Source organism: Streptomyces sp. NPDC006332, from assembly GCF_040612855.1.
Lineage (GTDB): Bacteria > Actinomycetota > Actinomycetes > Streptomycetales > Streptomycetaceae > Streptomyces.
Map to the genome: position 1 here is coordinate 126,166 of NZ_JBEXRA010000019.1, position 22,342 is coordinate 148,507.

Annotated in this window: 19 protein-coding genes; 2 read left to right on the forward strand and 17 right to left on the reverse strand. The window is 70.5% G+C overall.

The annotated features are described in order from the left end of the window. Nucleotides 1-6 precede the first annotated feature (6 nt). The 3 genes from nadD to ABZ027_RS19305 all read right to left on the reverse strand — a co-directional run bounded on the left by nadD (nt 7) and on the right by ABZ027_RS19305 (nt 1,424). A complete protein-coding gene (gene nadD / locus ABZ027_RS19295) occupies nt 7-573 on the reverse strand; it encodes a nicotinate-nucleotide adenylyltransferase (protein WP_356769818.1) in 567 nt (188 codons plus the stop codon). A 379-nt stretch (nt 574-952) separates the two neighbouring features. Next, complete coding sequence (locus ABZ027_RS19300; protein WP_356769774.1) at nt 953-1,117, reverse strand: hypothetical protein; 165 nt, start codon at nt 1,115-1,117, stop codon at nt 953-955. A 145-nt stretch (nt 1,118-1,262) separates the two neighbouring features. After that, nucleotides 1,263-1,424, reverse strand: a complete 162-nt coding sequence (locus ABZ027_RS19305; protein ID WP_356769776.1) for a hypothetical protein — start codon at nt 1,422-1,424, stop codon at nt 1,263-1,265. Nucleotides 1,425-1,551: 127 nt separating this feature from the next. Between ABZ027_RS19305 and ABZ027_RS19310 the strand changes: the two genes are divergently transcribed. Further along, nucleotides 1,552-2,670, forward strand: a complete 1,119-nt coding sequence (locus tag ABZ027_RS19310) for a M48 family metallopeptidase (protein WP_356769778.1) — start codon at nt 1,552-1,554, stop codon at nt 2,668-2,670. 15 nt (nt 2,671-2,685) lie between these two features. Here the strand turns inward: ABZ027_RS19310 and ABZ027_RS19315 are convergent, their stop codons facing one another. The 5 genes from ABZ027_RS19315 to proB all read right to left on the reverse strand — a co-directional run bounded on the left by ABZ027_RS19315 (nt 2,686) and on the right by proB (nt 7,755). Then, on the reverse strand, nt 2,686-3,756 hold the full coding sequence (locus ABZ027_RS19315; RefSeq protein WP_356769780.1) for a hypothetical protein: 1,071 nt from the start codon (nt 3,754-3,756) through the stop codon (nt 2,686-2,688). Between the two features lie 101 nt (nt 3,757-3,857). Beyond that, nucleotides 3,858-4,436 carry a hypothetical protein gene (locus ABZ027_RS19320; protein ID WP_356769782.1) on the reverse strand — a complete coding sequence of 193 codons (579 nt, stop codon included), beginning with the start codon at nt 4,434-4,436 and terminating at the stop codon, nt 3,858-3,860. 145 nt (nt 4,437-4,581) lie between these two features. Beyond that, nucleotides 4,582-5,868, reverse strand: a complete 1,287-nt coding sequence (locus ABZ027_RS19325) for a glutamate-5-semialdehyde dehydrogenase (RefSeq protein WP_356769784.1) — start codon at nt 5,866-5,868, stop codon at nt 4,582-4,584. A gap of 137 nt (nt 5,869-6,005) precedes the next feature. Further along, complete coding sequence (locus tag ABZ027_RS19330) at nt 6,006-6,479, reverse strand: hypothetical protein (protein ID WP_356769820.1); 474 nt, start codon at nt 6,477-6,479, stop codon at nt 6,006-6,008. Nucleotides 6,480-6,648: 169 nt separating this feature from the next. After that, on the reverse strand, nt 6,649-7,755 hold the full coding sequence (proB, locus tag ABZ027_RS19335; RefSeq protein ID WP_356769822.1) for a glutamate 5-kinase: 1,107 nt from the start codon (nt 7,753-7,755) through the stop codon (nt 6,649-6,651). Nucleotides 7,756-8,093: 338 nt separating this feature from the next. On the opposite strand from proB, the gene ABZ027_RS19340 reads away from it, so the two are divergent. Continuing rightward, entirely contained in the window at nt 8,094-10,148 is a 2,055-nt protein-coding gene (locus ABZ027_RS19340) for a hypothetical protein (protein ID WP_356769786.1), read from the forward strand. A gap of 148 nt (nt 10,149-10,296) precedes the next feature. On the opposite strand, the gene ABZ027_RS19345 is transcribed toward ABZ027_RS19340, so the two are convergent. The 9 genes from ABZ027_RS19345 to rplU form a co-directional block, all read right to left on the reverse strand. Next, complete coding sequence (locus ABZ027_RS19345) at nt 10,297-11,520, reverse strand: glycosyltransferase family 2 protein (protein ID WP_356769788.1); 1,224 nt, start codon at nt 11,518-11,520, stop codon at nt 10,297-10,299. A 248-nt stretch (nt 11,521-11,768) separates the two neighbouring features. Beyond that, nucleotides 11,769-13,904 carry a hypothetical protein gene (locus ABZ027_RS19350; RefSeq protein ID WP_356769790.1) on the reverse strand — a complete coding sequence of 712 codons (2,136 nt, stop codon included), beginning with the start codon at nt 13,902-13,904 and terminating at the stop codon, nt 11,769-11,771. 157 nt (nt 13,905-14,061) lie between these two features. After that, complete coding sequence (locus ABZ027_RS19355) at nt 14,062-15,561, reverse strand: bifunctional cytidylyltransferase/SDR family oxidoreductase (RefSeq protein WP_356769792.1); 1,500 nt, start codon at nt 15,559-15,561, stop codon at nt 14,062-14,064. 504 nt (nt 15,562-16,065) lie between these two features. Beyond that, nucleotides 16,066-17,616 carry an alkaline phosphatase D family protein gene (locus tag ABZ027_RS19360; RefSeq protein WP_356769794.1) on the reverse strand — a complete coding sequence of 517 codons (1,551 nt, stop codon included), beginning with the start codon at nt 17,614-17,616 and terminating at the stop codon, nt 16,066-16,068. Between the two features lie 289 nt (nt 17,617-17,905). Next, nucleotides 17,906-19,405: an FG-GAP repeat protein gene (locus ABZ027_RS19365; RefSeq protein ID WP_356769796.1), complete on the reverse strand. Its 1,500-nt coding sequence runs from the start codon at nt 19,403-19,405 to the stop codon at nt 17,906-17,908. Nucleotides 19,406-19,570: 165 nt separating this feature from the next. Continuing rightward, complete coding sequence (locus ABZ027_RS19370; RefSeq protein ID WP_356769798.1) at nt 19,571-19,780, reverse strand: hypothetical protein; 210 nt, start codon at nt 19,778-19,780, stop codon at nt 19,571-19,573. 233 nt (nt 19,781-20,013) lie between these two features. Further along, a complete protein-coding gene (gene obgE, locus ABZ027_RS19375) occupies nt 20,014-21,450 on the reverse strand; it encodes a GTPase ObgE (protein ID WP_356769800.1) in 1,437 nt (478 codons plus the stop codon). A gap of 105 nt (nt 21,451-21,555) precedes the next feature. Further along, nucleotides 21,556-21,810 (reverse strand): 50S ribosomal protein L27, encoded by a 255-nt coding sequence (gene rpmA / locus ABZ027_RS19380; protein ID WP_356769802.1) that lies wholly within the window; start codon nt 21,808-21,810, stop codon nt 21,556-21,558. 14 nt (nt 21,811-21,824) lie between these two features. Next, nucleotides 21,825-22,145, reverse strand: coding sequence for a 50S ribosomal protein L21 (gene rplU / locus ABZ027_RS19385; RefSeq protein WP_007381993.1), 321 nt, complete (start codon nt 22,143-22,145; stop codon nt 21,825-21,827). Between the last annotated feature and the right edge of the window lie 197 nt (nt 22,146-22,342).

Below are 22,342 nucleotides of genomic sequence, written 5' to 3' on the forward strand. Positions count from 1 at the left end.
CTCGGCTCACTCGCCGCGGTACAGCTCGCGCTTGTCGATGTAGCGCACGACTCCGTCCGGCACCAGATACCAGACGGGGTCGCCCTTGGCGACTCTCGCTCGGCAGTCGGTGGAGGAGATCGCGAGGGCGGGCACCTCGACGAGCGAGACACCGCCTTCGGGAAGGCCGGGGTCGGACAGGACGTGGCCCGGCCGGGTGACCCCGATGAAGTGCGCCAGGGAGAACAGTTCCGCCACGTCCCGCCAGGTCAGGATCTGGCCGAGGGCGTCGGCGCCGGTGATGAAGAAGAGGTCCGTGTCGGGGTTGAGCGCCTTCAGGTCGCGCAGGGTGTCCGTGGTGTAGGTCGGACCGCCGCGGTCGATGTCGATGCGGCTGACCGAGAACTGGGGGTTCTCCGCGGTCGCGATGACCGTCATCAGATAGCGGTCCTCGGCCGCGGAGACCTTGCGGTGGCTCTTCTGCCACGGCTGGCCGGTCGGGACGAACACCACCTCGTCCAGATGGAACTGGGCGGCGACCTCGCTGGCCGCGACGAGGTGCCCGTGGTGGATCGGGTCGAACGTTCCGCCCATCACGCCGAGGCGCCGCTTGCCGGGATTCGACGGGCCGTTGCCCGGGCCGACCGGCAGTCGCTTGCCGCCGCCGCTCGCCGAACCGTCCCCGACGGCGTTGCGCGGGCTGTTCGTGGCGGCTCTCGTCCGTCCGTCGGCGGTATCGCTCGTGGCGTTCCCGGCGGCGTCGTGTTGACGGTCGTCGGTCGTGTTGTCGACCGGACCGTCCTGCGCGCCGTTCGGCATGTCGTTCGCCGGACCGGTAGGCATGTCCTGCTCTCCCATGCGTGCAGACCCTACCGGCCCGGCCTGAGGGCCCCGGCCGACAGCTCCCCGGGGGCGGCCCGGGAAGCGGGGCCCGCCGGACTCGTGCCGGATGCCGGCCGGGCCTTCGCCCGACTCAGCGGTCGCGGTTGAAACGGGTGGTGATCCACAGCAGAAGCAGCAGGACGAGGAGGGCGCCGCCTCCGGTCACCAGCGGGTTGAGGCTCTCGTGGTTGCCACCACGCTCCTCGCCCTCGGCGGCGAGGGTGACCAACTGGGCAGCGGTGCTGTGGAAGCTCATCTTCGGCAGAACCTATCCGATGGAGGTCCCCCCGCTCGAGCGAGGTCGAGAGTGGGGGAGGGCGGGATAAAGATGTCAGCTCATCGTAAGCGGGCGGCGCAAGAGGCATCACGGCGGCTCCGCGTCGGGGAACCTTCGTGCCGCCTCAGTCGTCCTTCCGCTTGTAGCCCCGCAGCAGGAACCACGCGGTCAGCGCACACCCCAGCATCATCACGACCAGGACGATCCGGAGCAGATCCCCGGAGCCTTGCTGCTCGGCGGCGTTCGCGGCCTCGCCGAACCAGGCGGCCGCGGAGTTGTGCTCCATGGCGTGGAACTCCTTCGCTGTAGTGCCCGTCCACGGTAGCGCCGCCTAGGCTGGGCTCTGCTTCGGGGGCGCAAAGGGCCGCACAAGGGTCCGCAAAGGGCCACTCACACGCACATGGGGGGACGGCATGTCCGACGGGCACGAGCAGAACGGCCACGAGAACGTACCGAGCAGGCAGCGCAGGCGCTTCCCGGGGATCTCCTCGCGTGCGTACGAGCACCCCGCCGATCGCTCCGCCCTGGTGGCGCTGCGCAAGCTGAGCGGTTTCGACACGGTCTTCAAGGCGCTCAGCGGTCTGCTGCCCGAGCGCAGCCTGCGGTTGCTGTTCCTGTCCGACTCCGTGCGCGTGTCCGACGAGCAGTTCGCGCACCTCAACGACATGCTGCGGGACGCCTGTTACATCCTGGACCTGGAGAAGGTCCCGCCGATGTACGTCAACCAGGACCCGCAGCCGAACGCGATGTGCATCGGCCTGGACGAGCCGATCATCGTCGTCACCACGGGCCTCGTCGAGCTGCTGGACGAGGAGGAGATGCGGGCGGTCGTCGGACACGAGGTGGGGCACGCGCTGTCCGGCCACTCCGTCTACCGGACCATCCTGCTGTTCCTGACCAGCCTCGCCCTCCGGGTCGCCTGGATCCCGCTCGGGAACCTGGCGATCATGGCGATCGTGACCGCGCTGCGCGAGTGGTTCCGCAAGTCGGAGCTGTCGGCGGACCGCGCCGGTCTGCTGGTCGGCCAGGACCTCAGGGCCTCCATGCGCGGCCTGATGAAGCTTGCCGGCGGCAACCATCTGCACGAGATGAACGTGGACTCGTTCCTGAAGCAGGCCGACGAGTACGAGGCCGGCGGCGACCTGCGGGACTCCGTGCTGAAGATCCTCAATGTGCTGCCGCGTACCCACCCGTTCACCACCGTCCGGGCGGCCGAGCTGAAGAAGTGGTCCGAGTCCCGCGACTTCCAGCGGCTCATGGACGGCCACTACCCGCGGCGCAGCGAGGACAAGGACACCTCGGTCACGGACTCGTTCCGCGAGTCGGCGGCGAGCTACGCGAGCAACGTCAAGGGCTCCAAGGACCCGCTGATGAAGCTGGTCAGCGACATAGCCGGCGGGGCGGGAGACCTGGGCGGCCGGGTGCGGCGCGGCTTCGGCGGCTTCGCGGGCTCGGCACCGAAGGACCAGCCGGCCGACCAGCCTCCGACGGACCAGCGCCCGACGGACACTCCGCCGCGCGACGACGACTGAGCCTACGGCGGGGGTTCACACCTTCGGTTGCGCGCTGGTCGCCAGGGACCCGCACAGCGCCGGGGCGCTGCCCGTCGCGTAGGGGTCCGTACCGGCCGGGCCGCCCGCCTTCGCGGTCTGGCCCGCCAGCAGCGGACGCAGGCGGTTCGTGGAGTCCTCGGCGCAGGACAGCGGCCCGGCCTGCACGTAGGAGACGACGAGCTGGGCGGTGTGCAGCCGCAGGTCCTCCCGGTCGAAGCGGAAGTGCAGCTCACGCCGGACGGTGAACAGCGAGGCCTTCGCCCCGGCGGCGGCGCCGGTGGGGCGCAGCGCGTAGACGAAGGTGTGGTCCGCGGTGACCTCCAGCGTGGAGGAGTCGGTCTCGGCGGCCTGCAGGGAGCCCTGGACGCGGATCCTCCGGTCGGCCAGTTCGGCAGCGGCGGGGTCGAAGCGAACCAGCCATCCGGTGGGCGCGTGCCTGCCGTCGGCGGTGGGCTGGGCGAAACTCTGGTCGAACTGGTCGAGTTGGTCGGTGTCCAGCAGGACGCGCACGGGGCGGGTCTGCTCGCCGGTGAGGATGCCCGGGTCGAGCGAGGAGCGGACCAGGTAGTCCTTGGCGGTGGTCAGGGCGGTCACCACCTGGCTGTCGGAGAAGTGCGCGGTGCGACGCGAGGCCGGCAGCGGAATCCCCTCGGCGCCGACGCGGTACTGCGCGGCGGGGCTGTGCGCGTACAGGTACTCGGGGTCGGTGTGCCCGGGCACCTTGCCCTGCGGGGCGAGCGGGATCACGGTCATGCGCAGGGGCTCGACGGGCTGCCGGGCGGCGGGGCTCTGGTAGGGGTGACGGACGCCCATGTAGATCGCGGTGCCGAAGGCGAGAGCGATCAGCAGGACCAGCACCAGGGCCTGCCGGGAGAGCCCGCGGCGCAGGGGCGGCCTACGGCGTACGGCGGGCGCGTGGTCGGCAATGCGCTCCTGGGCGGAGAACTCCTGGAGGCGGGCAGCACGAACGAACGATTCGTCGAAGACGACGGACCGGTACTCGTCCTCGCCACCTCCGGGGCTGCCCTCGGGTGCACCGTCAGGTGGTTCTCCAGGCCCTCCCATATCTTCAGAGTAGGTCGCCGGGAGGTCAGGTAAACGCCCTGGTACACGACAACTTCTGACAGGTTCTCACCGGGAAGCGGCCAGGACCGGCCGGTGGGTGCTCAGGGCGTGCGCGGTTCGGCGGGCACGGCGGGCCGGGAGTAGTCGGCTGATGCGGACGGTGCCGCCGCGGTGCCCTGCTCCAGCCCGGTCGACGCGGGCGCCGGGACCTGGTCCCGGCCGCCGGAGGAGGCACTCCGGTAGACCGCCGCGAAGGCCAGCGCCACCATGCCGATCCCCATCACGATCGCGAGCAGCCAAGCGATGGGGCGGTGCCAGCGGACCTGTTTGCCGTACGTCCCGGAGGTGCCGTAGCGGCCTTCGAGGATGTCGCTGTCGTCCAGGTCGTCGAGGTCCGGATCATGGCGGAAACCGCCGGGGTCGTCGGGGCCGAACCCGTCCTCGTAGCGCTCGCCCCTGCCGAGGGCCGCTCGGCGGGCCTCGGCCTCGGATGCCTCCGCTCTCGCCTGCGCGGCGGCCAGGAGGCGCTCCACGGCGGTCGGCTCGTGCACCACGGCCGCCCGTACGAAGGCGTCGTCGAAGACCACGGAGGCGAACTCTTCGTCCGACACCCCGCGGTCGTGGTCGTCGTCGGGCTCCCAGCCGTCAGGGAACGGCGAACCCCCCACGTCCTCCGGCACGGATCCAGAGTAGACCGGAGGGGTCAATTTGGGCAGACGGTATGGAAATTCATCCGGCGGATGAGATGCCGTCCCCGCGCACTGGCATATGCGCCTGGCGCATACCACACGCATACGCCTCGAACGCCGGATCCCCGCGCGCCCCTCAGCGCCGCACGTGTCCGTCCCCGGTGACGATGTACTTGGTGCTGGTCAGCTCCGGCAGGCCCATCGGCCCCCGGGCGTGCAGCTTCTGCGTGGAGATGCCGATCTCCGCGCCGAAGCCGAACTGGCCGCCGTCCGTGAACCGGGTGGAGGCGTTGACCGCGACCGTCGTGGAGTCGACCAACTGGGTGAAGCGGCGGGCGGCCTGCTGCGAGGTGGTGACGATGGCCTCGGTGTGGCCTGAGGTCCACAGCCGGATGTGCTCGACGGCCTTGTCCAGGGAGTCCACCACCGCGGCGGCGATGTCGTAGGACAGGTACTCCGTCTCCCAGTCCTCCGGGGTGGCCTCGACGACCGTCGCCTTGGAGTCCTTGGCGTACGCCAGCACCCGCTCGTCGGCGTGCACGGTCACGCCCGCCTCGGCGAGGGCGTCCAGGGCCCGGGGCAGGAACTCGGACGCGATGTCCTGGTGCACGAGGAGGGTCTCGGCGGCGTTGCAGACGCTGACCCGGTGCGCCTTGGAGTTGATCAGGATGTCGATCGCCATGTCGAGGTCGGCGTGCGCGTCGACGTAGACGTGGCAGTTGCCGGTGCCGGTCTCGATGACCGGGACAGTGGACTCGGCGACCACGGTCCGGATCAGCGACGCTCCACCCCGCGGGATCAGCACGTCCACCAGGCCACGGGCCCGCATCAGCTCGCGCACGCTCTCGCGGCTCTCGCCCGGCACCAGCTGCACCGCGTCGGCGGGCAGCCCGGCCCCGCCCACGGCGTCCCGGACCACCTTCACCAGGGCGCTGTTCGACTCGTACGCCGAGCCCGAGCCGCGCAGCAGGACCGCGTTGCCGGACTTCAGGCAGAGGGCGGCGGCGTCGACGGTGACGTTCGGGCGGGCCTCGTAGATGATCCCGACGACGCCGAGGGGTACCCGGACCTGGCGCAGGTCGATCCCGTTGGGGAGGGTCGAGCCGCGTACGACCTCGCCGACCGGGTCGGGCAGCGCGACCACGTCCCGCACGTCCGAGGCGATGGCCCGTACCCGCTCCGGGGTCAGGGTCAGCCGGTCGATGATCGCGTCGCTGGTGCCGGCCTCCCGGGCCTTTGCGATGTCCAGGGCGTTGGCCTCGACGATCTCGCTCGTACGGACCTCCAGCGCGTCCGCGACGGCGAGCAGCGCGTCGTCCTTCTCGCCCCGCGGGAGCGGCGCGAGGTCGGCGGCGGCGGCTTTGGCCCGGTAGGCGGCCCGGGTGACCGGGGACATGGAGTCGTACGGCGAGAGCGTGGTCATGAGGGAAGCGTAGTGCGCCGGACGGGCGCGTTCACGGCTCATCCCACACCCCGAGACAAGCCCCGCAGACCTCACAGACCCCGCGAAAACGGGTGCGGCCCGCGGGACGCGCCCGTCAGGACCGGGGAGCACGCCGGTCAGAAGGGATGAACGCCCACCGGTGTCGCCGGCGCCGGACCGTACCCCTTGGAGATGCGCTGGTGGTAGGTCTGGCGGTCGATGACCTCCAGGCCGACGATCTCCCACGGCGGGAGCCCGGCGGTCTGCCGGTGCTCGCCCCACAGCCGCAGGGCGACGGCCGCAGCGTCGTGCAGGTCGCGGGCCTCCTCCCAGTACCGGATCTCGGCGTGGTCGTTCGCGTATCTGCTGGTCAGAAGGAAGGGGTGGTCGTGGGCGAGCTGTTCGAGGGCACGCCGGACCTCGGTGATCGGCGCCTCGCCGCCGGAGACGCTCAGGGTGACGTGCCACAGACGCGGCAGGTTCTCGGGATCGCCCTCGTAGCGGGCGTCGGCCGCGACGCTCGTCAGGGCACGCTCATCGCCGACCACGCGCGCGGACGTGCCCGCGGCGCCACCGCCGCGGGACGCCGCTGCCCCTGTCCCAGGGCGCACTCGTCTCACGACGGCCTCCTTTACGCACGGAACGACCCGGGGGTCGGTCGGCTTGTGTCCCTGAGTCAAAGTTGAGCAGGCCGCAAGGGCTCGCGTGGCGGTTTTGCGGAACGTCCACCTCAGGGCGACGACCTTCCCGGGTCGTTCACCCCGTTTTCGGGTGCCGTGGTCAGGGGTGCAGGATCACCAGATCGTCCCGGTGGACGACCTCGCGCTCGTACGCCGGACCCAGCTCGCGGGCGAGTTCCCGGGTGGAGCGGCCGATCAGTCGGGGGATCTCCCTGGAGTCGAAGTTGACGAGCCCGCGGGCCACCGCGTGACCCTCGCCGTCCCGCAGTTCGACCGGGTCGCCGGCGGTGAAGTCGCCCTCGACGGAGGCGATGCCGGCCGGCAGCAGAGAGGTCCGCCTCTCGACGACCGCCGACACGGCGCCGTCGTCCAGGACCAGCGCGCCCTGCGGGGTGGACGCGTGCTGAAGCCACAGCAGCCGGTCCGCGGAGCGTTTGCCGGCCGGGTGGAAGTAGGTGCCGGTGTCACCGCCGGACAACGCGTCGGCGGCGTGGACGGCGCTGGTGAGGACCACCGGGATACCGGCCGCGGCCGCGATCCGGGCGGCCTCGACCTTGGTGACCATGCCGCCGGTGCCGACGCCGGCCTTTCCCGCGCTGCCGATGTCCACTCCGGCCAGGTCGGCTGGCTCCCGCACCTCCGTTATCCGCGAGGTGCCGGGCCTGCTGGGGTCGCCGTCGTACACGCCGTCCACGTCCGAGAGCAGGACCAGCAGGTCGGCGTGGACGAGATGGGCGACGAGGGCGGCGAGCCGGTCGTTGTCGCCGAAGCGGATCTCGTCCGTGGCGACGGTGTCGTTCTCGTTGACGATCGGCAGGGCGCCCATCGCCAGCAGCTTGTCGAGCGTGCGGGAGGCGTTGCGGTGGTGGGCACGGCGGCTCATGTCGTCGCTGGTCAGCAGCACCTGGCCGACACGGACGCCGTAGCGGGCGCAGGAGGCGGTGTAGCGGGCCACCAGCAGTCCCTGGCCGACGCTGGCGGCGGCCTGCTGACGGGCCAGGTCCTTGGGGCGACGGCGCAGGCCCAACGGGGCGAGCCCCGCGGCGATGGCACCGGAGGAGACCAGGACGATCTCCCTCTCGCCTCCGCTGCGGCACTTGGCCAGCACGTCGACGAGCGCGTCGACCCGGTCGGCGTCCAGTCCGCCGGAGGCGGTGGTCAGCGACGAGGAGCCCACCTTGACGACGATCCTGCGGGCCTCGCTCACGGCCTGCCTTGCCCCTGCCACGTGCTGTCCGTCCCCTCGCGTCACTCCCGGTACCCGCCCGCAATGTACGCGAAGGGCACCCGGTGACGCGCGTCAGTTCCGGTCCCCGGACAGCCGTGCGTGACGTCCCGGTCACCCACCGGGCGGGCCGGGCGAGAACCCCTCGGCTCCGTGGGACGCGGCGGCCGTCGCCGAGGGGTCCGGTCACGCGCGTGTCGTCCCGTGGTCGACGCGCGTTAACCGGGCGTCCGCCATGCGATGACCTTGGAGTGACCGCAGTGCTCACACGTCTCACCCGTCGACGGCTTTCGGCGAGGACGCGCCGGCGGTGGCCCGCCGTGCGGCTCCCCCGCCGCCAGACCACGGCCAGAGCGCTCATCGCGGCCGTGCTCGTCGCCGCGTTCGCCGCCCAGGCCGCGGCGGCCCTGCGCCCGCACATCCCGCTGCTGCTCGTCGCGACGACCGCCTCACTGGCCGTGGAGGGCGTCCTCTACCGCTGGCAGCGGGACATACTCTCGCTGTTCGCGAAGTCGCACGCGGATCTCACCGTGCGGCACGTGCTGCGCGACCTGCTGCTGGTCGTCGGCCTGCTGCGGGTCGGCGAGCAGGACCGGGAGACGGCGTACGCCCCCCTCGTCGCGGGACTGCTCGTCTTCTACGCGCTGCACTGCGCGATCCAGGCGGTCTCCGTGCTGGTCCGTCGCACCCGCACCCTGCCCGTGCTCACCCGCAACATCGACGCCCGCGCGCTGCGCCTGACTCCCGCACCGCCCGCGGTGCTGGGCCGCGCCGGCCACCGGCTGCTGGCCTTCGGCCTCCCGTCGACGGCCGGGCTGCTGGCCACCGCGGCGACCGGCGAGCCGCGCTGTGCGGGCCTGGGTGTCGCCGTGTCCCTGGGTCTCGCGCTGATGGGCCTGTACGAGCTTGTCGTACGGCTGCTGCCGAGCCGCCGTCCGGTGGGCGAGCAGGAGGTCCTCGACTGGTTCGACGCATGGCTGGCGGAGTACCGGCCGACCGTGGGCCTGTACTTCTCCGGCGGGGCGTCCTCGGCGTACCAGGCGAACATGTGGCTGGAACCGCTCGCGAAGCTGGAGGGCCGGCCGCTGATCGTGCTGCGCGAGCGGTTCATGGTGCAGAAGATCGCGGCGACGGACGTGCCGATCGTCTGTCTGCCGAAGGTGTCCACGCTGCTGCGGCTGGAACAGTCGACGCTCCAGATCCTCATCCACCCGTCGAACTCCGGGAAGACGTCCCAGGTGCTGCGCATCCCCAGTCTCAAGCACGCCTTCGTCAACCACGGCGAGAGCGACAAGCTGTCGTCCTGCAACCCGTACGCGAAGGCGTACGACGAGGTGTGGGTGGCGGGGTCGGCGGCGCGCGAACGGTACGCGCAGGCCGAGGTGGGTGTGGAGGACAAGGACGTGGTGGAGATCGGCCGCCCGCAGCTGGACGCCGTACGGCCGTACACGGGCCCGCCCACCGGGACGTACCTGACCGTTCTGTACGCGCCCACGTGGGAGGGCTGGGACGGCAATCCCGGGAACACGTCGGTGATCGAGGCCGGCGAGAACCTCGTACGGGCGCTGCTCGCCGATCCGGGCGTGCGGCTGCTGTACAAGCCGCATCCGCTGACCGGGTCGGTGGACTCGCGGGCGGGCGCGGCGGACCTCAGGATCCGGGAGCTGGTCCGGGCGGCGAACCGGGAACGGTCGGGGCAGCGGCCGCCCACCGACGGCGAACTCGAGCGGTACGCCCGGGAGTTGGACCGCCTCACCACCTCCTCCTTCCGGGCCGGTGCCGATCAGGTCGAGCGGATGCTGGCGCAGTCCGTGCCCGAGCCGGGGCGGGCGCAGGCGGTGGCGCGGGCCACGGCGGCCTGGGAGGAGGCGTACTGGGGCTCGTTGCCGGAGTGGGAGCACCAGGTCGTCACGGACGCCCGGCCCGCGCTGTACGCCTGCTTCAACCAGGCCGACCTGCTGGTCAGTGACGTGTCGAGCGTGGTGAGCGACTTCCTGGCGAGCGGGAAGCCGTACGCGGTGGCCAACACCAGCGGTCTGCCGGAGGACACGTTCCGCAGGGCCTTCCCGACGGCGGGCGCGGCGACCGTGCTGACCCCGGACGCGGCCGGAGTGCCACGGCTGCTGGCGGGGGTACGGCATCCCGAGCGGGACGAACTGGCCGGCGCGCGGGCCGCGCTGAAGGAGCGGCTGCTGGGCCCGGACGAGCCGACCGCCCAGGCCCGCTTCAACGAGGCGGTACGCGCGCTGTGTTCGGCGGCACGGGACCACCGGGCCCGGATGGCGCAGCGACTGGCCGCGGAGATCCCCGCCCCGCGCAAGGAGGCCGCCACCGGTCAGACGGCGGCCACGGGGCAGGCTGCCGCCGGTCAGTAAGCCGTCGTCAGGAAGCCGCCGGTCAGGAAGCGGCCGGTCGTCTCAGGGGCGCGGGGAACTGCGCGAGCAAGCACGAACCACCCGCAGCCGCCGACGAGACGAACGGCGCCCCGCGCCACCGCCCTTTCTGCACCGCGCCGTCCGCAAGTCACGCCGCGGCGGCTCGTCCGCCTGACGCGCCGGGGCGGGAGGACAGGACCCGGCGGGCCTTGCGGGCCGCGCGGCGCAGGAAGGCGTCGAGCGGGTCCTCCCGGTAGCCCGGGACGAGACGGGCCTCGCGGGCTTCGGCGCGGTAGACCGAGTCGGGTATGCCCGCCGCGGTGTCGCGGAAGTAGGGGTACGCCAGGTAGAGGCGGCGGCCCTTCCTCTCCAGGACCGCGGAGGCCTGCGTCTTGGCGCGGACGAACTTCACGACCTCTTCCAGGAGATCGGGCCGCCCGGCCGCCACGAGGTGCAGTCGCAGCCGCTCATGGACCCTGAGCCGGCGGGCGACGTCGTCGTTCCAGTACGCGTCCATCAGCGGCTTCGCCAGTTCAAGCTTGCGGCGCCGCACGTCTTCGCTGTCCTTGAGGAACTGCGGGCCGAACTGCGGCAGCAGCGTGACCAGGAAAGGGCGGACCATGAGCGTGTCCCGCTTGGGCCCCGGGGGGAGCAGCTCCGCGAGCAGGGTCATCAGGGCGCGCGCGGAGTCGAAGCGCAGGCTGTACCCCCCGCTCCTGGTCACGTGTTTGCCGTCCGCACGGCCCACCAGGTAGTAGCAGGTGTGGTCGGCGAGCACGGAGACGCCGTCCGCCCGCAGGTACGCCTCCATCGTGAACAGCGCGTCCTCGCCGGTCCACAGGGACTCGTCGAACCGCATGCCGTGACGTTCCAGCAGTTCACGGCGGAACAACTTCTGCGCGCTCAGTGTGAACTTGATGTTGGAGGAGAAGACGTCGGTGCGGCCCACCGTCTCGCCCCACATCGACTTCGGCGCACTGCGGTTGACGCCCTCGACCTTCCCGAGGACGACGTCCGTGCCGTTCTCGTCGGCCATGGCGACCATCCGCTCCAGGGCCTGGGGGCCGAGCCGGTCATCGGCGTCGAGGAAGAAGACGTAGCGCCCGGCCGCCTTGCCGAGGCCGACGTTGCGCGGGCCGCTCGGGCCGCCCGAGTTGTCCTGCCGGATCACGGTGACCGGCATCGCGGCGCGGGCCGCGAACTCCTCCAGGTACTCCCCCGTACCGTCCGTCGATCCGTCGTCGACGGCGATGACCTCGATACGCGCCCGGTCGATGGTCTGAGCCTCCACGGACGCCAGGCACTCGACCAGATAGGGCATCGCTTCGTACGCCCCGATGATCACAGTCACATCAGGCTGCGCAACGGTCACTCGTCCCCCTAGTCACGGAAATTTCCCCCGGTATCGCCTCAACGGCAACCTGCTAGACGGGTGGCCCCAGGAAGCGGTTGCTTCTTCACCGGGCACCCGTGATCCAGTTCACACGGCCTCTCCGAACACCCCTACATACGCGGCAGGGCCCGGTTTTTCGAGAATCACTCCTCGAAAAACCGGGCCCTGTCGTCAATGACACCGGATCCGCGTCCGTCAGACGGTCACACCGTCAGGCGGTCACACCGTCACGCGATCATGTCGTCCGCCTCGCCGGCCGCCGACGTCGGCTGGGCGAGCATCGCGTCGGCCAGTCCCTCGTCGGCCCCCGCCACTCCGGCCGACTTGCGTGACTCCTGACCGACGTTGCGCGCCTCGGCCTTGAGCGCGAGGTTCGCCACCGCGGTGTTGAACTGCTCGATGGAGGTCGGCTCGTCCGGGCCCAGCAGGTACTGCTTCAGCTCGCTGCGGTCCTCGGCCAGCGGATCAGCTTCGGGGGCACGGACCGCCTCCAGCAGTTCGCCCAGCTCGGCCGCGCTGTTGGACAGGATCACCGCGGCACGCACCGCCGTGTTCTGCCGCTTGAACTCCTCCACGCCCAGCTCCGCGGAGTCCGTGACCGCGTACGGCTTGCCGCTCGCGATGAAGTCGGAGACCACGCTGGAGATGTCGGAGACCATGGCGTCGGAGACGTTGAAGCAGTCGTACAGGCGCGGCTGGGCACCCGTGATGACCCGGTGCTCCCAGGCCGGGAAGGAACGCCAGTAGGCGTCGTTCCACTCGGCCCGCAGCCGGGCGATCTCCTCGTGCTTCTTGACGTCGACCAGACCGTCACGGGTGGCCTCGGCCTCGTCGCCCTTCTCGTCGCGGGTGCCCACCAGCTCGGCGATCCGGGCCTCGATCCGGGTCAGGTCCGCCTTGGCCTTGGCCTGGGCGGCCGCGTCGGAGGTGAAGCGCGGGTCGGCGGCCCGGGCGGCGGTGGCCTTCCCGACCAGGGCCTTGATCCGCTGGTGGGCGGCCTTGGCCTGGGCGCTGCGGGTGCCGGTGAACGGGTGCGGCTTGTACAGGACACGGACCGGCGGGTCGGCGTTGATCAGCTTCTTCACGATGTTCTCGCCGGCCAGCAGGATGGAGGTGTTGCCGGGGTTGTCGTCCCAGCCCTCCCAGGTGGGCGCGTACAGGACCGTGCGGAAACTTCCGTCGGCGGCCTCGCCGCCGGGGGCCCCGGCCCCGCCCTGCCAGGTCTGGATCGGCGCCAGCTGCGGGCGGCCGACCTCGACGATGTCGTCGTCGCGGACACCGACGTCGGCGATGGCGTAGCGGTCGCGGCCCGCCCGGCCCGCGGTCCACACCTCGTCGTAGACCTTGCTGAACGGGTTGACGCTGGCCAGCTTGTCGCTGTCGCCGTGGCCGATGAAGACGTGCTTCATGGTGGGGACGCGCAGCATGTGGATGTTCTTGCCGACGTTCGCCGCGTACATCGCGACCCGCACGGTGGCCAGGTCCATGTTCATCAGGTGCACCCCTCCGGGCACGCAGATGACGGGGACCGTGGTCGGCGCCAGGTTGTTCAGGATGGCCCGCTCACGCAGGATGATCAGCGGCGTGGAGTCCAGCTGCTCCATGGTCTCCAGCCACATGTTGACCTGGTAGGCGGAGTCCTTGGAGCCGGAGAAGTACAGCACCGTCTCGGGCCGGTACTCGCGCAGCCAGCCGTCGATCGCGGCCAGGACCTTCTCGGCGTTCGGCGGGACCTTGCGGCCGCGTACGTACGGCATCAGCGCGAGGACGTACACGCAGCCGAGGACCAGCGTGACGCCGATGCCGATGAAGCCGGCCACGGCCGAGTCCAGCTGCGCTGACACGAGTATGCCGATCACGGCCGCGAGGTCGAGGTGGAGCATCTTCTCGGCGGAGCGGTTCAGCAGGCGCTTCGGCGGGGCGTCCGGGATGCGGATGCGGGCGGCCAGGTCGATGTTGCGGGTAGCCACCGGCATCCGTCGCCGGTTGCGGATCAGCGTCACCAGGGCGCCGTGCGGTGCCTGGAGGCCGTAGAACGCGATGAAGCAGGCAGTGGCCCCGTAGAAGATCAGGCTGTCCGAGAGGGCGAGCCGGGCCAGCAGCAGGATCAGCAGGAGTTGCCTGATCAAAAAGCGGATCGACAGCCCCGCGCGCACCTTGCTGAGGCGGTTGATCAGATAGCTGCCCTTGCGGTGCAGATAGTGGTCCGCCAGGTACGTCACGGCGGCCGCGGCCGCGAAGGCGGGGACGCTCGGGACGAGCGCGGCCAGCATGAGTGCGGGGTAGCCCGCAATCATGAGGACCGCCGCGGCCAGCTGGGCCGCACTGCCCACCCGGGCGACGCGAATAGCGGTGGATATCACGGAGAACCTGCTCTGGGAGGGGTGCCGGTTGCCATTGCCGAAAAGGTCCGGAAAACGAATGGTGAAGACTCCGGGATTTTACGGCTCAGGCCCCTGCGAATGCACCGTGAACGGGCAGCCGCAGAGGCCTGAACAACAGAGGACTATTTGAGGTTGATTATGCCATGCCGTCCTGGCGGTCCAGGACACTGGCCAGCGCCGCCTCGAAGCCGGAGGCCTGGCCGGCCGCCGCCGTCGGGTCCTGCTGGCGGACGTCGATGACGTGACCGGTCAGCTCGGAGAGCAGCACGTCGAGCGAGGTACGGGCGACCGCCTCGGAGGACAGCAGGCTGCCCGTCGGCTCCTGGCCGAAGGCCTTGGTACGCATCGGCGTGGCGGTGCGCTCCGGGTTCACACAGTTCACCCGGATGCCGTCACCGGCCCACTCGTCGGACAGGGCCTGGGTGAGGTTCACCATGGCGGCCTTGGTCGAGGAGTAGAGGCTGTACTCGGCGCGGCCGCGGGTGTAGCTGCTGGAGGTGTACAGCAGCAGCTGGCCCTTGGTCTCGGCGAGGTACTTGTACGACGACCGGGCGATCTGCACCGGGGCCAGGTAGTTGACCTTCAGCGCTTCCTCGATGGTCGCGTTGTCGGTCTCCGCCAGCTTGCCGATGCGCAGCACGCCCGCGGTGTTGACGACGTAGTCGATGCGCCCGGTCTCGCCGTACGCCTTGGACAGCGCGTCGTCGACCTCCTCGGGGTTCTCGACGTGGGTGCCGGTGGTGGAGCGGCCGAGCGCGTACACCTTGGCGCCGTAGGACTCGGCGAGTTCCGCGATGTCCTTGCCGATGCCGTAGGAACCGCCGAAGACGACGACCGTCTTGCCGGTCAGCAGCTCGTGGTAGAGCTCCTCGCCCTTCTGCTCGGGCGTGGCGGTGGAGGCCAGCTGGAACAGCTTGTCGGCGATGAAGACGTCGACCGGCTGGGTGACCTTCATGTTGTACTCGTCGCCCGCCACGACGTGGATCGGCACGTCCGGCAGGTACTTGAGCACGACGGAGCAGTCGTCCGTGGCCTGGAAGTTGGGGTCGCCGGAGGCGACCTCGTAGGCCCGCTTGATCGTGGACAGCTTGAACGCCTGGGGCGTCTGGCCGCGGCGCAGCCGGGAGCGGTCCGGGATCTCGGTGATGAACTCGCCGTCCTCGCCGTGCGTGCGCGTGACGATGATGGTGTCCGCGGACGGGATGGCGACGTCGACGGCCTGGAAGCGCTCCAGGGCGACCACGCAGTCGTCGATGACGCGGCGCGACAGCAGGGGGCGTACGGCGTCGTGGAACAGGACGTTGAGGTCCTCGCCGTCCGCCAGCCCCTCGCCCAGGGCGGTGATGGCGCGCTCGGTCGTCTCGTTCCGGGTGGAGCCACCCTCGATGATCTTCTTGACCTTCTTGAACCCGGCCTTGGCGACGATCTTCTCGATGTCCGGTACATAGCCCGGCGCCATCAGCACGATGATGTCGTCGATCGAGTCGGCCTTCTCGAAGGTCGTCAGGGTGTGCTCGATGACTGCCTTGCCGGCGATCTTCAGCAGCTGCTTGGGAATCGACAGACCCACGCGCTGGCCGGTGCCACCGGCCAGGATCACTGCGGTGGTACGGGGCTTGGCTATGTGCTGTGACACAGGTTGACCTACCTTGGGGCGACAGGGAACGTGGAAATGGTCCCACCCCGGGTTACCGCTGTGCAAGGTGAGCGCCGTTCGCTGCATATGTGCACGCAACCCGACATTCACCTTGACCTGCTGGTGATTGGGTGAGTCCGTTCCGCCGGACGGGTGACGGCCTGGGAATTGCTGTGAGTAACTCCACAGGTGTCAGTCATTGCGGAGCGTAACACCCGCCACCTGGATACCGCCGCAGCTTCGCCGCGCGGCGGTGAGCGCGCACCCGAATGGACTCAGCGGTCAGAGGGTTCCTCCGAGGAATTCGTTGTCAAGATTTAGCAGCATTTCGGTCTCGGCGGGGATAAGGGAACGGTTCGCCGCACCCTGAACCGGCCTCAGGAGCTTTCCCGGCAGCCCGAGGAGGCGACGCCGTGCTCGGCCGTCGCCTCCTTCACCGCGAACGGGGAACCCGGGACACGGACGAGTCCCAGGCTCCCGCCGGACCGCTCTCATTGGTCCGGGTCACACCAGACGGACGCCTGGCCTTCCCGCGTCGACCCGCAGCCTGGCCAGCGTGCTGGGCGTGGACCGCGGCGTGAGCACCGTGTCGACGACCCGGACCCGGGCGTCGATGCGGTCGCGGCCGATGTCGAAGAGGTGGTAGCCGCGGTGGGCGTCGAGCAGCTTCCAGTGCGGGTTGTCCGCCATGCGCGGGTCCCATTCCTTATGGAAGGCCGCCTGGTCCTGGTCGCCGTTGCTGGAGATGGAGGTACCGACGAACTCGGCGCCGACGACCGCGGACTTCGCCGCGGCGTAGTCCTGCTTGAGGTCGCTGATCATCGTCAGGTGCCGGTCACCGCTGAGCACGACAGGGTTGCGGACGCTCCTGAACTCCTTCAGCAGGGCGTTGCGTTCGGCCTGGTAGCCGTCCCAGGCGTCGTAGTACCAGAGCTTGCCCTCGCCGATCTGCAGGTCGGTCTCGGCCATCATGATCTGAGAGGCGATCAGGTTCCACCGGGCGGGTGAGCGGCGCAGTCCGTCGAGCAGCCACTGCTTCTGCCGGGCACCCAGCATGGTCAGCTTCGGGTCCTGGGCACCGGCCTGGCTGGTCGCCTGGTCGCTGCGGAACTGCCGGGTGTCCAGCACGTTGAGCCGGGCCAGGCGGCCGAACTCCAGACGGCGGTACATCCGGATGTGCGGCCCGTCAGGCACGGCCGTCGCGCGCACCGGCATGTGCTCGTAGTACGCCTGGTAGGCGGCGGTGAGCCGGGCCACGAACGCGTCGTGCGTCTGCTTGTCCGGGTCCTGCGGGATCTCGCCGGCGAAGTCGTTGTCGACCTCGTGGTCGTCGAAGCTGACCACGAAGGGCGCGTTGGCGTGCATCTTCGCGAGGTCGGGATCGCTGCGGTACTGGGCGTACCGGTTGCGGTACTGGGTGAGGCTGTACGGCTCACCGGCGCCCTCGTGCCGCCGTACGGCCGTCGCCGAGGGCGCCGACTCGTAGATGTAGTCGCCGACGAACAGGACGACGTCGGGGTCCTGGGCCAGCATGTCGGCGTACGGCGTGAAGTAGCCGTGCTGCCAGTTCTGGCAGGAGGCGAGCGCGACCCGAAGGCTGCCGCCGGAGCTGGTCGCGGCGGGGGCGGTGCGGGTGCGGCCGGTGCGCGAGAGCTGGCCGGCGGCGCGGAAGCGGTACCAGTACGCCCGGCCCGCACGCAGGCCCCGTACATCGACGTGAACGCTGTGCCCGTACGTGGGCTGGGCGTGAGCGGTGCCCCGGCGTACGACCTTCCGGAAGCGCTCGTCCTCGGCGACCTCCCACTGCACGGAGACGGTGGCGTTGGGCATGCCGCCGCCGTTCAGCGGGTCGGGAGCGAGCCGCGTCCAGATCACCACGCCGTCCGGCAAGGGGTCGCCGGAGGCGACACCGAGACTGAACACACCGTCAGGGAGCTTGGCCTCGGCCGCGCGAGCGGTGCTCGGCAGCCAGAGCTGGGCGGAGGCCGCGGCGCCGAGTACGGCGGCGCCGCCGGCCAGGAATCTGCGTCGGTCGGGCGATACTGCTCCGGTCATCGGGCGAACTCCCCTGCCTCGCTTGCCTCGTGGACCTTTGGAAACTCGCCCGCCGGGCGGTCCGCCCGCTGAACACAACCCTTCGCGTACATGACATATAAGCTGACAACAGAAGACCCGTTGCGACAGAGGAACCACACAATGAACGTTAGTTGGTCGCAACGGGTCTTACGAGTCGTCAGTTGACGTTTCGTCGGTTTTGTTCAGCCGACGGGTATATCCGGTTCATCGGACTTGTTCAGCCGTCCGGGTGCCGCCTCGACGGCGGCCCGCACGTCTGGTGCTCCGCTCAGTAGGCGAACCCCGAGCCGAGCCGTGCCTTCGTCGCGACGGTGCCGAGGGTGCCGGCGCCGAAGGTGAGCGAGTTGTTAGCCGTGATGCCGGACGCCGTCGACCTGAACACCCACACCGATCCGGCGTTCGTGTTCTCGCCGGTGGCGCCGACCGCGAGTTCGGCGCGGCCGTCGTGGTTCGCGTCCAGGAGACGGGTGCTCCAGCCGAAGAGGTCGTTGCTCTCCGCCGCGCCGGGCACCCCGTCGGTGTCCTGGCTGAAGGACTGGGCGCCGGTGCCGGTCAGGCCCGCGGCGCCGCCGCGCAGCACGACCACGCTGCCGGCCGCGGTCAGCCCGTCGAAGTCCTCGCCGGGCACACCCGCCGCGACGTCCGCGTAGCCGTCGCCGTTGACGTCGGCGACCGACACGTCGGCTCCGAAGGCGTCGCCCAGCTCGGCGGCGCCCGGGACACCGGCGCTGTCCTGGTTGAGGTAGGTCGCCTTCGCACCGGCGGGACCGCTCGCGCCGCCGGGCACGACGGCGATACGGCCGCCCTTGGGGATCGGCGTCATGAGGTCACTGTCCTGACCGTCCCGGCGGCCCACGACGATGTCGTCGTAGCCGTCCGCGTTCACGTCGCCGAGGTCGAGGGACTCGCCGCCCTGCAGCCGCTGGCCGTTGGCGCCGGCGACCCACACGCCCTGCTTGAGGCCCTCCGGCGTGCCCTGCCAGTAGGTGATGCGGCGGGCGTCGCCCTCGTCACCGTCGTGCATGGTCCCGACGACGTCGTCGACGCCGTCGCCGTTCACGTCACCGGCGGCCAGGTCCAGGAAGCGCGGGTCGGAGTCGTCCGTGACGACCTGCTCGCCGCCGTTGGTGGCACCGTCCCGCCCGAACGGGCCCTTGACCACGCGGAGTTTGTAGTTGCCCTCGACGGCCGCCAGGTCGACGGCCCCGTCACCGTCGACGTCGCCGACCGTGAGCGCGCCGTGCGAGCCGAGTTCGGCCCACAGGCCCTCGTCGTCGCGGCCGGTGGCCAGCGAGGAGCTCGCCGAGAGCCCCTGGGCGCCGCCCCATATGACCTGCACATAGCCGGAGTTGACGCCCCCGGACTCAGTGTCCTCGCCGCCCACGCCGACGACCAGGTCCGCGTAACCGTCCTGGTCCAGGTCGTCGGTGGCGAGCGCGCTGGCGAACTGGTCGTCCGTCTCGGCGGCGCCCGGGACACCGGCCGTGTTCTGGCTGAACACCTGCTTGGTCGAGGTCTTCAGTCCGTCCGCCGAGCCGTACATCACGGCCACGTATCCGGCCTTGGTCTTGCCGTCGACGGTCGCGTCGGGCGCGGCCACCGCGAGGTCCGCGTAGCCGTCGCCGTTGAAGTCGTCCTGCGGCCGGGACGCGGAGGCGGCGGTGGGGGCGGCGTCGGCGGCGGAGGCGGTGACCGGGGCGATGACGGCCATGGTGACGGTGACGGCGGCCGCGAGTGCGAGCCCTCGGCCGATCCTGCGCTTGCTCATGGTGCTCCTGTGATCAGGTGGTACGAGTGGGGGGACGCGCGGTGGAACCGCTCGGCGGGGGTGCGCGCGGCGGTGTGGTGCGGACACCCGACGGGCTTGCGCAGGGCCCGCGCGCGCCGGCCGGGGCGCGGATTGCAGCGCGCACTGCGGCCCCGGTCGCGCGACTCAGCGCGGGAACCCTTCGTCGAGCCGGGCGCCGTTCGCGACCGTGCCGAGGGTGCCGGCGCCGAAGGAGAAGGCATGGGCACCGGAGCGAGGTACCCGGACTGCGCTGCTGTACGCGTTCTCCGCGACCGTCGCGACGACCTGCTCAGGAGGACCGTCGCCGTCGAGCACGGCACGTCGGCCGCTGCGAGCGGAAACAGGATCGGGCACGTCGACTCCGGCTGTCGGAAGGGCAGCTGACGGCGGAGAGGTTCAAGATCCTCATCCGCACTGCCCAATACGACGAGCCGGAGCGGCGGTTGGTTGCCCTTCCGTATGCCGAAGCTTTTCCTGGAGTTAACCCACCCTGCCGGGTCGTCCCATGGCGAGCGCCGCGGCGGGCACCAGTGCCGCGGCGGGGGCTGATTCCCCTAGAGGGTGTTCCCCTCTAGGGGCTGATTCCCCTAGAACGGCTCGAAGTCGTCGAACTCCTGCGTCGCCTCGTCCCGTTCCGCCTGCTTGTCGCGGCGTCGCTGCGCGGCGGGCCGGGGCTCCTCGAAGCGGTGGTCCTCACCGCGGCGGCCCAGCATCTCGGCGCCAGACATCATCGTCGGCTCCCAGTCGAAGACGACCGCGTTGTCCTCGGGACCGATCGCGACACCGTCGCCGGACCGGGCGCCCGCCTTCATCAACTCCTCTTCCACACCGAGGCGGTTGAGCCGGTCGGCGAGGTAGCCGACGGCCTCGTCGTTGCTGAAGTCGGTCTGCCGCACCCAGCGTTCGGGCTTCTCACCACGCACCCGGAACAGACCGTCGTCCTCCTGCGTGACCGTGAAGCCCGCGTCGTCCACGGCCTTGGGCCGGATGACGATCCGGGTCGCCTCCTCCTTGGGCTTGGCGGCCCGCGACTTGGCGACCAGCTCGGCCAGCCCGAACGACAGCTCCTTCAGCCCCTTGTGCGCCACGGCCGACACCTCGAAGACCCGGTAGCCGCGCGCCTCCAGGTCCGGCCGCACCATCTCGGCGAGGTCCTTGCCGTCCGGTACGTCGATCTTGTTCAGGACGACGATGCGGGGACGGTTGTCGAGGCCGCCGTACTCACGCAGTTCGGCCTCGATGATGTCCAGGTCGGAGACCGGGTCACGGTCGGACTCCAGGGTCGCCGTGTCCAGTACGTGCACCAGCACACTGCACCGCTCCACGTGCCGCAGGAACTCCAGGCCCAGCCCCTTGCCCTGGCTGGCGCCCGGGATGAGTCCGGGCACGTCGGCGATCGTGTAGACGGTCGAACCGGCCGTGACGACGCCCAGGTTGGGCACCAGGGTGGTGAACGGGTAGTCCGCGATCTTCGGCTTGGCGGCGCTCAGCACGGAGATGAGGGACGACTTGCCGGCGCTCGGGTAGCCCACCAGCGCCACATCGGCGACCGTCTTCAGCTCCAGGACGATGTCCTGCAGGCCACCCGGCTCACCGAGCAACGCGAACCCGGGCGCCTTGCGGCGGGCGGAGGCCAGCGCCGCGTTGCCGAGCCCGCCCCGGCCGCCCTGCGCGGCGACGTACGACGTCCCCTGGCCGACCATGTCGGCGAGCACGTTGCCGGCCTTGTCCAGGACGACGGTGCCGTCCGGGACCGGCAGCACCAGGTCCTGGCCGTCCTTGCCGGAGCGGTTGCCGCCCTCGCCGGGCTTGCCGTTGGTGGCCTTGCGGTGCGGGGAGTGGTGGTAGTCGAGCAGCGTGGTGACGGACTGGTCGACGGTGAGGGTCACGTCGCCGCCGCGTCCGCCGTTGCCGCCGTCGGGGCCGCCCAGCGGCTTGAACTTCTCACGGTGGACGGAGGCACAGCCGTGGCCTCCGTTACCCGCGGCGACGTGCAGCTCGACGCGGTCCACGAAGGTGGTCATGGGATGTGCCTCCAGTTAGGTACGGGATTGTTCTTGGATCAACACGCGAAAGGCGGACCCGCTTCCCGTGGAGGGAAGTGAGGTCCGCCTCGCGAAAGCTTCCGATCAGGCGACCGGAACGATGTTCACGACCTTGCGGCCACGGTGCGTGCCGAACTGCACCGAACCGGGCAGCAGCGCGAACAGCGTGTCGTCGCCGCCACGGCCGACGCCCGCGCCGGGGTGGAAGTGGGTGCCGCGCTGGCGGACCAGGATCTCACCCGCGTTGACGACCTGACCGCCGAAGCGCTTCACGCCGAGCCGCTGGGCATTCGAGTCGCGACCGTTCCGGGTGGACGATGCGCCCTTCTTGTGTGCCATCTCTCCTCAGTCCCTTACTTCGCAGCCGCGGGGATCTCAGTGACCTTGATCGCCGTGTACTGCTGGCGGTGGCCCTGACGACGGCGGTAGCCGGTCTTGTTCTTGTAGCGAAGGATGTCGATCTTCACACCCTTGTGGTGGTCCACGACCTCGGCCTGGACCTTGATGCCGGCCAGCACCCACGGGTCGCTGGTCACAGCGTCGCCGTCGACAACGAGCAGGGTCGAGAGCTCGACCGTGTCGCCAACCTTGGCAGTGGAAATCTTGTCAACCTCAACGATGTCGCCGACAGCAACCTTGTGCTGGCGACCACCGCTGCGCACGATGGCGTACACGCGGATCTCACTCTCTCGCTCGGGAACGGCACCCCCGCAGTCCAGCCACCCGGCACGCGGACGGCCTCTCCGGAGCACCCAGTGCCCTGGAGGATGAGGTTTACGGGGATGTGGCACGTCTAGGGACACGCCGACGGTCCAGGTTACGGGGCCGTGGCCGAAGGGGTCAAACCAGGTCCGGGTACGGGGGCGGGCGG

Bases quoted from the DNA above. Each gene is read 5' to 3' on its own strand.
- ABZ027_RS19360 (WP_356769794.1), bottom strand. From the start codon at position 17,616: ATGACCGGAGCAGTATCGCCCGACCGACGCAGATTCCTGGCCGGCGGC.
- ABZ027_RS19325 (WP_356769784.1), bottom strand. From the start codon at position 5,868: ATGACCACGCTCTCGCCGTACGACTCCATGTCCCCGGTCACCCGGGCC.
- obgE (WP_356769800.1), bottom strand. From the start codon at position 21,450: ATGACCACCTTCGTGGACCGCGTCGAGCTGCACGTCGCCGCGGGTAAC.
- ABZ027_RS19300 (WP_356769774.1), bottom strand. From the start codon at position 1,117: ATGAGCTTCCACAGCACCGCTGCCCAGTTGGTCACCCTCGCCGCCGAG.
- ABZ027_RS19310 (WP_356769778.1), top strand. From the start codon at position 1,552: ATGTCCGACGGGCACGAGCAGAACGGCCACGAGAACGTACCGAGCAGG.
- nadD (WP_356769818.1), bottom strand. From the start codon at position 573: ATGGGCGGAACGTTCGACCCGATCCACCACGGGCACCTCGTCGCGGCC.
- ABZ027_RS19315 (WP_356769780.1), bottom strand. From the start codon at position 3,756: ATGGGAGGGCCTGGAGAACCACCTGACGGTGCACCCGAGGGCAGCCCC.
- ABZ027_RS19305 (WP_356769776.1), bottom strand. From the start codon at position 1,424: ATGGAGCACAACTCCGCGGCCGCCTGGTTCGGCGAGGCCGCGAACGCC.
- ABZ027_RS19365 (WP_356769796.1), bottom strand. From the start codon at position 19,405: ATGAGCAAGCGCAGGATCGGCCGAGGGCTCGCACTCGCGGCCGCCGTC.
- rpmA (WP_356769802.1), bottom strand. From the start codon at position 21,810: ATGGCACACAAGAAGGGCGCATCGTCCACCCGGAACGGTCGCGACTCG.